The organism is Moraxella nasibovis, from assembly GCF_029581575.1.
Classification (GTDB): Bacteria; Pseudomonadota; Gammaproteobacteria; order Pseudomonadales; family Moraxellaceae; genus Moraxella; species Moraxella nasibovis.
In genome coordinates this window covers 2,108,170-2,122,115 of record NZ_CP089975.1, presented here as the reverse complement: position 1 = coordinate 2,122,115, position 13,946 = coordinate 2,108,170, and the positions used below count along the sequence as shown (strand labels likewise).

The following is a 13,946-nucleotide window of genomic DNA, read 5'->3' as shown; positions in this document are numbered from 1 at the left end:
TGCAAGATGAGCAAACTTGATGCGGTGCTGTTTGATCTGGATGGGACACTGATTGATACTGCCCCTGATTTTATTCGTATTATTGGTGTGATGTGTGCCAAGCACAACCACCCAACGCCAAGCGATGCCGACATTCGTGAGCAAGTCTCGGCAGGAGCAAGGGCGATGGTGCGACTGATGTTCGGCGATGAGCTGGCAGAAGTGGCGGATACGGACGATAAGCTACTTGCTTATCGCCAAGAGTTTTTGGATCTGTATGAACAAGACATTTGCGTGGATAGCCAGCTGTTTGATGGCTTGGACGACTTGCTAAAAAACCTTGAAAATCAAGGCGTACCTTGGGGCATTGTGACCAATAAACCTCGTTATTTGGCGGAAAACTTGCTGAATAAATTAAACCTAACAGACCGCTGCCGTGTGCTCGTTTGCCCTGATGATGTGGCAAATACCAAGCCTGACCCTGAGCCGATATTTTTGGCGGTGCAGCGTTTAAATGCTCTGGGCGTGAGCGTGCGTGCGGAAAACTGCATTTATGTGGGCGATCACATTCGTGATATCCAAGCGGGCAATGCAGCCCAGATGACGACCGTGATTGCCAAGTTTGGCTATCTAAGCCGTGCCGACCACGCCAATTTGCACGAGTGGGGAGCGGATGTGGTGCTGGATACCCCTGATGAATTGGCTCGCTGGGTGCTGGCAAAGCTGGAGAATAAAGCTTGAAAAAATTATTTGCATTGCCATTGATGGCGGTGGTTTGTCATGCCCAAGCCGTGAATCCGATTGAAGATTTTAAGCATTTTGAAGTTATTAGCACGCAGGTGGTCGATGATGATAAAGCCGTGCAATTTTTGGCGGATGTGGCAGGGGCGGTGCGTATAGATTGGAATTTTCGCCCAACAGATGATAAAGACACGCCGTTATATAAGTTTAAGAATTTAACTTATTTTTTGCAAAATGGTGAGAGGCTATCAGGCTATGTGGCGAACATTACCATCATTAATTGTCATGACAAAACCAGCTCACGAGGACCAATCTGGTATGCATCGACCGATGAGACGCCACCAATGATGATGCCACCCAAAAGTTTTGACTTTATGCCAATGAGCGAGACGGACGCATTTTATCTGGTTGCCCAAAGATTGTGCCAGTGGCAAAAATAACCGATTGCACCTAAATAAATTGTACCTAAATAAATGAACGAAAAACCATGACACACAGCGACATTTTAACTTATCAGCCGACTCCAGATTGCCTAAAAGACAAAATCATCTTAGTAACAGGGGCGGGCGATGGCATTGGCAAGGTGGCGGCTTTGACCTACGCCAAGTGCGGTGCGACCGTACTTTTGCTTGGCAAAACCCAAGCCAAACTTGAGGCGGTCTACGATGAGATTGAAGAATTGGGCTTGCCAGAGCCTGCGATTTTGCCGATGGATTTGGAAAAGGCGAGCTTTGCCCAGATGAATGAGCTGGCAGGCTTGATCGAAAAAGAGTTTGGGCATCTTGACGGCGTGCTACACAATGCAGCGATTTTGGGGGCATTGACACCGCTTGAAATGTACGACCCGATTACCTTTGAGCAGGTAATGCGTGTCAATACGACCGCTGTGTTTATGCTGACGCAAAGCCTGATGCCACTACTGCGTGCGTCTGTGAGCGGTTCGGTCATCTTTACCAGCAGTGGGGTCGCCACGCCCCGTGCGTTTTGGGGGGCGTATGCCTTATCCAAGCAGGCGGTGGAAGGCATGGCAACGATTTTTACCCAAGAGACACAGACTTTAACCACGCTCCGCTTTAACTGCATCAACCCCGGGGCGACTCGCACCAATATGCGAGCCCATGCGTTCCCCGGCGAAGACCCAAACACCCTAAAAACGCCTGCGGACATCATGAGTGCCTATGTGTATCTGATGACCGATGAGGCAAGTGGCGTCAAGGGGCAGGTCATCGCTTGCCAGCCTAAGTAAGCAACAGGCAGGTTTTGGTCTGCCAGTTTGTTTGCTAAGGCGACTCTCATGCAGGCGGCTTTGGCACCTATGTGGCTCAGCGTTTGTTTGGCTCTTTGATGGGCGAGCGCCTGATTTAAAGTTGCATCAGTTTTTGTACTTGAATTGTATGGGCATAACTTGATAAAATTTGCTAAAATAAGCCCTTAAACTTGAAATAAACCATCAATCCTTCAACCGACCAACAGCCCAGTTAGCACACGCCAAACAAGCTTGCATCAATCGACAAAGCGGCGCTGGGGCGGTTGGTAAATTTTTAATACCATTGGATTTACCGTGGAATTACTACAACACATCATTTTGATTCTGATCTTGATCTTGGTGTCGAGCTTTTTTTCGATCTCTGAGATCGCTTTGGCAGGCGCGCGCAAATTAAAACTAAGACTGCTGTCTGAAAACGGTGATGAGCGTGCCGATAAGATTTTGCATTTGCAGGAAAATTCGGCAGAGTTTTTCGCCACCAGTCAAATCGGTCTAAATGCCGTCGCCATCTTAGGTGGTTCGGTCGGTGAGGCGGCGCTGCGTCCTTATTTTGCGTCTTTTATTGGGCGGTTTTATCAAGGTCCTTGGCTTGACAGCATTGCGTTTTTTTCATCATTCATCTTGGTGACGCTCATCTTTATTTTGTACGCCGACCTGATCCCTAAGCGCATTGCGATGATCAACCCTGAGAAGATCGCCTTGATTGTCATCAACCCTGTGCTGATCGTCATCAAAGTGGTCAAGCCTTTGGCATGGATCATCAACACCATCGCAAACCTGACCTTCAAGCTATTTAATGTCAACACCACCCGTGAGGACAACATCACCTTTGATGATGTCTCTGCCATCGTCGATGCAGGGGCGCAGGCGGGCGTGGTCTTGCAGCAAGAGCAGCACTTTATTGAAAATGTCTTTGAGCTTGAAGAGCGCACCGTGCCGTCATCGATGACTGTGCGTGAAGATGTGGTGTATTTTACGCTGGGCGAAAGCGAAGACAGCATTCGTCAGAAGATCGCCGATTATCCTTATTCTAAGTTTTTGGTGTGTAATGATGGCATCGACAGCATCATCGGCTATGTCGATACCAAGGACATTTTGGTGCGGATTTTGAACAATCAGTCGCTCGTGAACATTCACGAATCCACCATCAGAAATGTGCTGATCATTCCTGATACACTGACCTTATCTGAGCTTTTGGATAAATTTCGTGCCAGTAAAGAGGACTTGGCGGTCGTCATCAATGAATATGCACTGGTGGTGGGCATCATCACGCTGTCGGACATCATGATGACGGTGATGGGCGACTGGGTTGCGCCGATTGAAGAAGAGCAGCAGATCATCAAGCGAGACGAAAATTCATGGTTGATTGATGGCAGCACACCCATCGATGATGTGCGCCATGCTTTGGACTGTGAGTTTGAGGATTGGGATCATTATGAGACGCTGGCGGGCTTTATCATGTATCGCTTGCGCAAGATTCCACGCCCTGCCGACTTTGTGACGCACGGTGGCTTGAAATTTGAAGTGGTGGACATTGACCACTATAAGATCGACCAAGTGCTGGTCACTCGTCTGCCTGAGGATACAGACAGAGACTGGATGTGATCGATGATGAAGTGAAAAAGGCGCTGATGAAAGCGTCTTTTTTATGATCTTTTTATGATTGGCATTCCTAGATTCAGCCGTCACTGAGTCATTTTTGGGCTTGCAATTTATGATAAATGCTTTTATAATATGCGTCCCACCTTCCGCTCGTGCTGATTGGCACATGGCAAAAAGGTTCGTCAAGTCGCAAGACTTATGATTATTAAAGAGGTTAATTATGAAACTTAAAACCAAACGTGGTGCTGCAAAGCGTTTCAAAAAGACAGCGAACGGCTTTAAGCGTAAGCAAGCATTCAAACGCCACATCTTGACCAAAAAATCTCCTAAGCGTATCCGCCAACTTCGTGGTTGCGTAATGGTTCATGTCGCTGATGTTCCATCAATCCGCCGTATGTGCCCATATCTATAATAGATATTTTTAAATTTTAGGAGAATAAAATGGCTCGTGTAAAACGTGGTGTACAAGCAAATCGCCGTCACAAAAAAGTTCTAGCCCGTGCAAAAGGCTACTATGGTGCGCGTTCTCGCGTGTATCGTGTTGCCGTACAAGCGGTAATGAAAGCAGGTCAATACGCATACCGTGACCGCCGCAATAAAAAACGCTCTTTCCGCCGTCTGTGGATTGCTCGTATCAATGCCGGTGCTCGTCTAAACGGTCTGTCTTACAGCCGTCTGATCAATGGCTTGAAAAAATCAAGCATTGAGATCGACCGCCGTATCCTAGCGGACATCGCCATGCATGACGCAGCGGCATTCACTGCCATCTGCGAAAAAGCAAAAGCTGCATTGGCATAATTTAGTTATTTAACTAAATGACCAAATCCAAAACCGCAATGCGTCTTGTGTTGCGGTTTTTTATGATGTGAATAATCTTGATGGATGACTCATAAAATAACCCACCTTGATGAGGCGGGTTATTTTTATCAGGAAGTGCTATGTTAGAAATCGTAACGCAGACCCATCTCTAAACCAAATCCATCTTTTTCTGAGCGAATTAAGTCATTATGAACGACATTATTATCCGTTCTTTCTTTGTAAGAATGAGAAACTTGGTCAAGATATGACAGCGAGCCAAAGGTGCGCAGACGAACACCGCCATCACGCTTCAACCATTTGATAAGACCAACACTGGCTTTGGTTAGTTCGCCATCTTTGTAGCCTTGATAGTTATTTGCATGACCTACTTGTGCATATACATCAGTCATCTTATCCAAGGAGTATAGTCCGCTTACAAGTGCACCAAGCTCTTTGTCACCACTGTTGTAGTCGGTTTGTTGAGCCATGACGCCAACGGTTAGTTGTTCGGTTGGTTTGTAGCTGACCATACCTCTTAGCGCACTAAAATCACCTGCATAAGTATAAGAAACGCCCGCATTATATTTCTCATCTTCATGCAAGATGTGACCTGCAATCATGTCGCGCTCTTGTTTTTGTGGAACGCCATGATTAAATGCAGTAAAGCTGCCGCCGTGACTACCAGCAGTGTTTTCATCCATGGCATAGTGCAGTTTAACTTGGGTTTTACCATCGTTTAATTTTGGTGAAATGTACTGAATGGTGTTGTTCGTGCGCTGACCTGTATAGCTGAATGGCAAACCTGCACCAGAGGCATATAGATAGCTCTGGTCAACATAATCGATGTCATCATCTGGGGTGAAAATGCGACCTACACGAACCGTACCGTAGTCATTGTGCTTAAAGCCCAGGTAGGTATTGCGAGAAGTAAAGTTTTTTCCAGCACCGTCATCATCTACAAAAACAGAATATTCCAACCAGTATTCTAAATCGACATCGTCTGTCATTTTTTCGCTACCAGTTAGACGAACACGAGAGCCACTTGAATTCAAAGAAGTGCGGTCAGAGTTGCTGTTTGAGGTGACTTGCGTGACGGTGTTGTGATCTTTACTGTCAATATTGTCATAAAGTGCTGACAAGTAAAGACGACCAGAGATCTTGGGAGCAGCAAGCGATTCGGTAGCAAGTGCTGCGACGGCAAGCACGGTGGTTGCCTTGATGGCGGTGTTTAGTACAGAAAGTTTCATAAAAAGTTCCTTAAAGGCTGATGATCCATGCGTCGTCAGTGGCTTTTATTCCATAGAGTATGACGATGCGACAGCTAGATTTGCAATTCTGTAAGAAATCACTAAGAATGCAACGCAAATATACAAAAAAAGAACAAACGCTGTCAATAGATTTTTTTAAAAATTTGCCAAAAAGCATTAAAGTTTCGTCTTATCCAAGCAAAGTGGGGTGAAAAAGGCAGATAATTGCGAATTTTGATGAATTATACAAATCGCTTATTTACATTTGAAAATGAATTATTTACAATAAGTTGTTTATTTTTCTATTATTTTTTTCATAAAAATTGATCAAAGTTGCTGATTTATGACCACATTACCCACCTTAGATAAAGCCTTGGCTGATCTGCAAGAGCAAGATTTTGTGAATTTTGCGGATTTGGCGTGCCAGCAGATCGGCGATGCTGCCAGTGAAGTAGAGTTACAAGAACTCAAAGTTGCCCTACAAGGCAAAAAATCCCCCATCACCACCCTATCCAAGCAGATGGGCAGTCTGGATGCGGACGGCAAAAGAGTCTATGGGGCGTATTTGCATGAGTTACGCACTCGCATTAGCACGGCATTTGATGAGCGTGGTCAAGTGTTGGCACAAAACGCCCTAAATGCCAAACTTGCCAGCGAGCAGGTGGATATCAGTCTGCCAGCTCGTGGTGTGGCGACAGGCGGTCTGCACCCCATCACCCATGTTACCGAACGCATGAAACAGTTTTTTACGCAGGCGGGTTTTAGCGTGGCGACAGGTCCTGAAGTTGAGAGCGATTATTATAACTTTGAGGCACTCAACATTCCTGATCATCACCCTGCTCGTGCCATGCATGACACTTTTTATTTTGATGCTCATTATCTGCTGCGTACGCACACATCAGGCGTGCAGATTCGCACGATGGAATCTAGCGAGCCACCACTTCGTATCATCTGCCCTGGACGTGTGTATCGCTGTGATTCAGACCAGACGCACTCGCCGATGTTTCATCAGATGGAAGGCTTGATGATTTCCAAATCCAGCAGTTTTGCTGAATTAAAAGGCGTGATTCATGAATTTTTGAACGCATTTTTTGGTAAAGAAATGACCGTGCGTTTTCGCCCATCGTTTTTCCCATTCACTGAGCCGTCTGCCGAAGTGGATATTTTGTCCGACAATGGCAAATGGCTAGAAGTGCTGGGCTGTGGCATGGTGCATCCGCAAGTACTCAAAAACTGTGGCATCAACCCTGATGAATATTCAGGTTTTGCCTTTGGTATGGGTATTGAACGCTTTGCCATGCTGTATTATGGCGTGAATGACTTGCGTCTGTTTTTCCAAAATGATTTGAGATTTTTAAAGCAGTTCGCCTAATGTAGCAGATATGTCTTTGTAGATTGAGTCGGTGAAACTCCAAGAATTATTTAAGCGAATAAAAAAATAAGAGAAACTTATGAAAATCAGTGAAAATTGGCTAAGACAATGGGTAAATCCTGCCAACACATCGGACGAGCTTGGCGACCAGCTCACGATGGCAGGGCTTGAGCTTGATGACGCACAGACGCTTGCCCCTGCCTTTAGTGGCGTGGTGGTGGGCGAGGTCATCACCTGTGAGCCGCACCCAGATGCCGACCGTTTGCGTGTTACCACCGTCAATGTGGGCGACTCTACCCCCTTACAAATCGTCTGCGGTGCCCCCAATGTACGAGTGGGCTTAAAAGTTGCCGTTGCGACCGTTGGGGCGGTGTTGCCACCGATTGACGGTAAAGAATTTAAAATCAAAAAAGGCAAATTGCGTGGCGTAGAGTCCCAAGGCATGCTTTGTGGTGCGTCCGAAATCGGTCTTGAAGATGAGATTGATGGCTTGCTAGAATTGCCAGCAGACGCACCCATTGGCGTGAATGTGCGTGATTATTTGGGCTTGGATGCGATGATTTTTGACATCTCCATCACCCCAAACCGTGGCGACTGTTTTAGTGCGCTGGGATTGGCTCGTGAGATCGGCGTGATTAACCGCCTACCCCTAAACCGCCCAGAAATTCGCCAAACCACCCCAAGCATCAGCACCGCCCCAAGCGTCAAAGTCATTGATGATGAGGCTTGCCCACGCTATTTGGCTCAGTTTATTGGCAATATTGACCGCACGGCACAAAGTCCAAAATGGCTTAGCGAGCATTTGATGGCATCGGGCGTGCGTACGCATAATTTTTTGGTTGATGTAACCAATTTTGTATTGCTAGAGCTGGGTCAGCCTTTGCACGCCTTTGACGCAGATAAGATTGTTGGCGACATTGTTGTGCGTTTTGCCACGCAAGGTGAGCAGGTGGAGCTTTTAAATGAGCAGACCATCACTTTGTCAGGCGATGAGCTGGTGATCGCTGATGATGTGGGCGTGCTGGCTTTGGCCGGTATCATGGGTGGCTTGCGTTCAGCGGTAACGGACGACACCAAAAATATCGTGCTAGAATCGGCGCATTTTAATCAGCTTGCCATCGCAGGGCGAGCCAGACGCTTTGGTTTGCACACGGATGCAAGTCAGCGATTTGAGCGAGGCGTGGATTTTGAATTGCCATTGACCGCCCTAAATCGTGCCACCACGCTCATTCACGACATTGCAGGCGGACAAGTGGGGCAGGTCACGACGGTTGAAAATACCGACAAATTGCCAAAGCGTGAAAAAATTGTCTTGCCAGCGGTAAAAATTGAACAGCTTTTGGGCATTAGCCTACCCAGCGATGAAGTGGTGGATATTTTAAATCGCTTAGAAATTGCCACGACTTTCGATGGACAAAATTTCACTTGTCAGCCACCAAGCCATCGCTTTGACATGAATATTGCCGAGGATTTGGTGGAGGAAGTGGCTCGCATTTATGGCTATGACAATATTACCACGCGTCTGCCAGATTTTGCCCTTGACATGAGCTATGACGACACGGCGGATTTGACACATAAGCTCAAATTGGCACTGGCACATTCTGGCTACTTTGAGGCGGTGAGTTTTAGTTTTAGTGATGCCAAGATTGAGTCGCTGTTTGATGATGAAAAATTGGGGGCGGTGTTGCCACTTGCCAACCCAATCTCATCAGAGCTTGCGGTGATGAGACGCACGCTGTTGTCTAGTCTGCTACCTGTGGTGTCGCACAACCTAAAACGCCAGCAGTCTCGTGTGCGACTGTTTGAAACAGGTCTGTCTTTTGTTGGTCAAGACATCAAAAATCTGGTACAAACGCCAAGCCTTGCGATGGTGGCGACAGGATTGGTGGCGGACGAGGGCATTTATGACAAGCGTGCGATGGACTTTTTTGACCTAAAACGAGATGTTGAAAGTCTGTTGCCACAAAGCCTAAACAAAGCCCAAATCGCCTACGAACGAGCCGATTTGGCGTTTTTGCACCCTGGTCAAAGTGCCTATTTGACCGTGGGTGGCGTGCGTTTGGGCTGGTTTGGTCAGTTGCACCCAAGCATTGCCAAGGCGCTGGACTTGCCGGTGGTGTGGGTGGCGCAATTTGCCATTGAAACGCTCATCGCTTTGCACCGCACGAACCACGCCATCACCGCACCGAGCAAATTCCCAAGTGTTCGCCGTGATTTGGCGTTCTTGGTGGATAAGTCGGTGCAGTGGCAAGATTTGATGGGCGACATTCGCAAAGCAGCAGGCGAGTATCTGACCGATTTGTGGCTGTTTGATGTCTATCAAGGCGAGCGTCTGCCAGAAGGCAAAAAATCGTTGGCGTTTGCGATGCTGTTCCAAAACAGTGAAGCAACCCTTGAAGACGAGCTGATCAAATCGGCGATGGATAAAGTTGCCAAGACTTTGGCTGACAGACACCACGCCCAGCTACGAGACAGCTAGTTGAATAAAGAGTATGCCACTGCTTTTGTCCTTAGCATACTTTATGCTAAATCATTGATAAATAAGGAAAAATCATGAGTGCATTAACCAAAGCTGATATGATTGACCGCTTGACCATTCGTTTGCGTATCACGCGTCAAGATGCCAGAAAAATCGTTGATAAGTTTTTTGAAGAAATCAGCCAAAGTCTGGCTGACGGCAAGGAAGTAAAAATCTCTGGGTTTGGTAATTTTGAGCTCAAAGACAAAAAATCCCGCCCAGGTCGCAATCCAAAAACAGGCGAAAGCGTCCCCGTCAAAGCCCGCCGTGTGGTCACTTTTAAGGCAGGGCAGAAGTTTCGCACCCGTGTTGAGATGGAACACGACATTTGATGGGTTTGGTGGTTTTTGGGCGAATTTTGGCTTGAAAGATGGGCGAATTATTGCTATAATATTGGCTCATTTTTCCCACCTAAGTGGGCTAATGGATAAAAAACATGGTGCGGCGTGCCAAAGTTGGTTGGTGATGGCGTGGCTATGTTCGGCTGTAATGACAGGCAGTGGCAGGTCAAGGCAGTATGTATTAGTGCTTAGGTTTATTGGACGATTATCATGCGTAAAGACATTCACCCAGATTACAAAGAAGTTCTATTCCACGACACCAACGCGGATGTGTATTTCCTAACTCGCTCAACTGTTGCAACCAAAGCAACTCGTGAATACGAAGGCAAAGAATATCCATACTACCCACTGGATATTTCAAGTGCGTCTCACCCATTCTACACTGGCGAGCAGCGTAAAGCTTCTAACGAAGGTCGTGTGGCGAGCTTCAACAAGCGTTTTGGTGCATTTGCAAGCCGTGGCAAAAAAGCCTAAGTTTGACAATGACAAAAAAAGACCGTCCTTTGGGGGCGGTCTTTTTTATGTCTGCTAAGCTTTGAGCTGCTGTTTTTGGCAGTATGAGCGTCATTTGCCAAAAACAGCCCAAATGTGCCAAATTTATTAAAATTATCCAACAAATAGATGACGAATTGGGCGCATCATGATAGACTATGGCGATTCAATGACTTATTTTGGTGCAATCTTTTTGGGGTGATTATGGACAATAATGTTTGGATTGTTTTGGCGATTCTTGCCATCATCGTGGGTTTTTTTGTGCTTGGACGCATCGTATGGCGTGCCATGAAAAGCAAAGGGTCGCTTGCGGTCTTGGGTGATGTCAATCATAAAAATGGGCTGCCGATCACACCCAGAGACGAGCGCTCTCGTCCGACTTTTGACTCTGTGCCAGTACCCCATGAAGAAGATGTGCCAGATGCGCTCACCAGTATGGCGGCGGTGGCGGCTTCATCGCCTGTGGTCAGTGAGCGTGCGCCACAGGTGGTCTCGGCGCCAGCACCTGTGCGCTCTGAGCCTGCCTTTGAGCCTGATGCAGGCGACATCATGACGCACGAAGAAGATGAAGCGATGCGTAAGCTGAACCACTCTTTTGAGCAAAACTCGCCACTGCTTGACAAGCACCTAAGCGACCAAGAGACTTTCGATCAGGATAACAGCCCACTACTCAACGCCCAAGACACCATCACGGTGATGATTACGCCACGCAATCAGTTTGCAGGCTTGTCTGGCAAGACCGTGCTTGGCATCGTGCGTGAATACGGTCTAAAATACGGCGTGATGAACATGTTTCATCGTTATGAGCATGAAAACGGCATGGGCGACCTGTGGTTTAGTATGCTGGGCGCCAATGACGAAGGCGTGCAGCCCTTTGATTTGAACGAGCTGGCAGAGAGTTATTTTAACGGCCTAGTGCTGTTTTTATCGCTGCCGCACCCGCATGCCTTGCGTGGCTTTGACAGCATGGTGTCGGTGGCTCAGATGATCGCCAGTGACCTAGATGCGAATTTGTATGACGAAAACGGTCAGCCGCTGGACGATGCCCAATTTGCCAGAATGCGTGCCATCGCTTCCGATTATCAATAAGTATTTTTGGGTTATAAACCGTCTGTTTCAGGCGGTTTTTTGTGTCATTGTGCATGCCACTTCTGCCAAAAAACAGCTTTCGGTGATGCGCAAGCTTCCCCAAAATCAAAACACCAAAACACGCCACAAGCCTTTTTGCCATACAAACGCTCCATTTGGCTTTTGAATGCAGCGGACAGTAGCTTTTAGAGCGTGATGAATGAAAATAGTGAATTTACCATGACTGATTTGTTTAGCTTTATTGATGACCAGCACGACCAAGATGCCAAGATCATCACACAGATGCGTCTTTTGATTGACGCGCTAAAAAAACACAACCACGCCTATTATGTGCTGGACAATCCGAGCATTTCTGATGGCGAGTACGACAGCTTACGCCAAAAATTACTTGACCTAGAAAGTCAATTTCCTACCCTAAAACAGCCCGACAGCCCCACCGACAAAGTGGGCGACAAGCCTTTGCCTGCCTTTACGCAGGTAATGCATGACATCGCCATGCTGTCTTTGGGTAATGTGTTTAATTTTGATGAGTTGACGGCATTCATCAGGCGTATCAACGACCGCTTAGACAGCAAAAATCAGCACCCAGAATTTGAAATGGAGCTGAAATTAGATGGTTTGGCAGTGTCTTTAAAATATGTGCATGGTGTGTTTCATCAGGCAGTAACTCGTGGCGATGGGCGTGTGGGCGAGGACATCACGCACAATGTTCGCACCATTCGCAATCTGCCGCAGGTGTTGCCAGCGTGTGCTGACATTGCTTTATTGGAGGTGCGTGGCGAGGTGCTGATGCCAAAGGCAGGCTTTGAAAAATTAAACCGTGAAAGTGCCGAGCGTGGCGAAAAAACCTTCGCCAACCCAAGAAATGCAGCCGCAGGCAGTCTAAGACAGCTCAACCCTGCCATTGCCTCCGCCAGACCGCTTGCCTTTTTTGGGTATTCGGTAAATCAAGGGTTGCCAAGCCACATCACGACCCAAAGTGGTGCTTTGGAATATCTACGCTCGCTGGGCTTTGAGACGGCACCGTTTGGTACAGCAGCCACCCCCAAAGGTGTGCAGGATTTTTATGAGAATATCGCCAAAACACGAGCTGATTTGCCATTTGAGATTGATGGCGTGGTGGTCAAGGTCAATTCGCTGGATTTGCAAAATGATTTGGGCTTTTTGAGTCGTGAGCCGCGCTGGGCGACGGCGTATAAATTTGCCGCCGAAAGTGCCATCACTCGTCTTGTGGCGGTGGAATGGCAAGTGGGACGCACAGGTCAGCTGACCCCAGTGGGTAAACTTGAACCCATCAATGTGGGTGGCGTTACGGTGAGCAATGTGACTTTGCATAACTTTGGCGAGATTGGGCGACTTGGGCTGATGGCAGGCGATATGGTCAGCATTCATCGTGCAGGCGATGTGATTCCCAAGGTATCAGGCGTGGTATTGGAGATGCGAGATGGTGCGGTCAGCCCCATTCATCTGCCCAAAACCTGCCCTGTGTGTGAATCGGCGGTCGTCTTACCAGAGGGCGAGGCACTGGCTCGTTGCACAGGTGGCTTGTATTGTCCTGCTCAGTCCAAAGAGGCTTTGGTGCATTTTGTGTCTCGCCGCGCGATGGATATTGACGGCTTAGGCGAGCAGTGGCTGATTAAGTTTTTTGAGATGGGGCTGATTCGCACGGTGGCAGACATTTATGAGCTGGTACAGCACCAAGACCACCTGATGACTTTGGAGGGCTTGGGCGAAAAATCGGTCAATAATATGCTTGCCGCCATTGAAAAATCCAAAAACACCACCCTGCCACGCTTTATTTTTGCGCTGGGCATTCGTGGCGTGGGCGAATCAACAGCACTGAATTTGGCACAGCATTTTGCTGATTTTGAGGCGATCAGACGAGCCAGTGCAGACGACTTTTTGACCGTGCCAGATGTGGGGGAGATTACCGCCCAAAGCATTCATGAATTTTTCCAAAGTACGCACAACAGCGAGGTCATTGACCGTTTGCTTGGTGCAGGCGTGGTGTGGCAAGCGGTGCAGGTCAGCGAGGCGGAGGCACCGCTTGATGGGCAGACTTGGGTAGTGACTGGCACTTTGTCCGTCATGGGGCGTGATGAGGCAAAGGCTCATTTGCAAGCGTTGGGGGCGAAGGTCTCAGGCTCGGTCTCAGCAAAAACCAGTGTTCTATTGGCAGGCGAAAAAGCAGGCTCAAAATTGGATAAAGCCACACAGCTGGGCGTCAATATCGTTCAAGAAGATGAGTTTGTGCAGCTTTTGATGACACACGGCCGTCTGTCAAATGATGGGTGAGTTGATAAAGTAGTCATTATTTGCCCACCATTTAACCACCATCTGATCATAAAAGGCATGGCAGGCGTGAAAGTTTTTTGCCCCAAGTTGTCCTATTGGTTTGCAGGTGGTATGGTAAAGGCTTTAAAAATGACACGCAAGGTTTTGGAGGTAGGGGTGAAAAATCTTTCGCCCGTGCATCACATAAATCCTAGTGATGATTGAG

General features: G+C 47.6%; 13 protein-coding genes. 12 read left to right on the top strand and 1 reads right to left on the bottom strand.

The window, feature by feature from the left end; translation table 11 throughout:
* The first annotated feature begins 6 nt into the window (after positions 1 to 6).
* The 6 genes from LU290_RS10105 to rplT all read left to right on the top strand — a co-directional run bounded on the left by LU290_RS10105 (position 7) and on the right by rplT (position 4,387).
* The gene (locus LU290_RS10105; protein ID WP_277808450.1) at positions 7 to 720 is read left to right on the top strand and encodes an HAD family hydrolase; all 714 of its coding nucleotides are present in this window, start codon (positions 7 to 9) and stop codon (positions 718 to 720) included.
* Positions 717 to 1,160 (top strand): hypothetical protein, encoded by a 444-nt coding sequence (locus tag LU290_RS10100; protein ID WP_277808449.1) that lies wholly within the window; start codon positions 717 to 719, stop codon positions 1,158 to 1,160. Before LU290_RS10105 ends, LU290_RS10100 begins: the two co-directional genes overlap by 4 nt.
* A gap of 47 nt (positions 1,161 to 1,207) precedes the next feature.
* Complete coding sequence (locus LU290_RS10095) at positions 1,208 to 1,966, top strand: YciK family oxidoreductase (RefSeq protein ID WP_277808448.1); 759 nt, start codon at positions 1,208 to 1,210, stop codon at positions 1,964 to 1,966.
* A 315-nt stretch (positions 1,967 to 2,281) separates the two neighbouring features.
* Entirely contained in the window at positions 2,282 to 3,592 is a 1,311-nt protein-coding gene (gene paeA, locus LU290_RS10090; protein ID WP_277808447.1) for a polyamine export protein PaeA, read from the top strand.
* A 214-nt stretch (positions 3,593 to 3,806) separates the two neighbouring features.
* Complete coding sequence (rpmI, locus tag LU290_RS10085; protein WP_089539557.1) at positions 3,807 to 4,001, top strand: 50S ribosomal protein L35; 195 nt, start codon at positions 3,807 to 3,809, stop codon at positions 3,999 to 4,001.
* 29 nt (positions 4,002 to 4,030) lie between these two features.
* Entirely contained in the window at positions 4,031 to 4,387 is a 357-nt protein-coding gene (rplT, locus tag LU290_RS10080) for a 50S ribosomal protein L20 (RefSeq protein ID WP_277808446.1), read from the top strand.
* A gap of 143 nt (positions 4,388 to 4,530) precedes the next feature.
* Here rplT and LU290_RS10075 read toward each other — a convergent pair whose 3' ends face one another.
* On the bottom strand, positions 4,531 to 5,634 hold the full coding sequence (locus LU290_RS10075) for a porin (RefSeq protein WP_277808445.1): 1,104 nt from the start codon (positions 5,632 to 5,634) through the stop codon (positions 4,531 to 4,533).
* A gap of 343 nt (positions 5,635 to 5,977) precedes the next feature.
* Here LU290_RS10075 and pheS point away from each other — a divergent pair, with 343 nt between their 5' ends.
* The 6 genes from pheS (at position 5,978) to ligA (ending at position 13,741) form a co-directional block, all read left to right on the top strand.
* Positions 5,978 to 7,006 carry a phenylalanine--tRNA ligase subunit alpha gene (gene pheS, locus LU290_RS10070; RefSeq protein ID WP_277808444.1) on the top strand — a complete coding sequence of 343 codons (1,029 nt, stop codon included), beginning with the start codon at positions 5,978 to 5,980 and terminating at the stop codon, positions 7,004 to 7,006.
* A gap of 79 nt (positions 7,007 to 7,085) precedes the next feature.
* Positions 7,086 to 9,485 (top strand): phenylalanine--tRNA ligase subunit beta, encoded by a 2,400-nt coding sequence (pheT, locus tag LU290_RS10065; protein WP_277808443.1) that lies wholly within the window; start codon positions 7,086 to 7,088, stop codon positions 9,483 to 9,485.
* Between the two features lie 74 nt (positions 9,486 to 9,559).
* Positions 9,560 to 9,856, top strand: a complete 297-nt coding sequence (locus tag LU290_RS10060) for an integration host factor subunit alpha (protein WP_277808442.1) — start codon at positions 9,560 to 9,562, stop codon at positions 9,854 to 9,856.
* A 219-nt stretch (positions 9,857 to 10,075) separates the two neighbouring features.
* Entirely contained in the window at positions 10,076 to 10,339 is a 264-nt protein-coding gene (locus LU290_RS10055; protein WP_277808441.1) for a type B 50S ribosomal protein L31, read from the top strand.
* A gap of 222 nt (positions 10,340 to 10,561) precedes the next feature.
* Positions 10,562 to 11,446 (top strand): cell division protein ZipA C-terminal FtsZ-binding domain-containing protein, encoded by an 885-nt coding sequence (locus LU290_RS10050; protein WP_277808440.1) that lies wholly within the window; start codon positions 10,562 to 10,564, stop codon positions 11,444 to 11,446.
* Positions 11,447 to 11,665: 219 nt separating this feature from the next.
* On the top strand, positions 11,666 to 13,741 hold the full coding sequence (gene ligA / locus LU290_RS10045) for an NAD-dependent DNA ligase LigA (protein ID WP_277809605.1): 2,076 nt from the start codon (positions 11,666 to 11,668) through the stop codon (positions 13,739 to 13,741).
* Positions 13,742 to 13,946 lie beyond the last annotated feature (205 nt).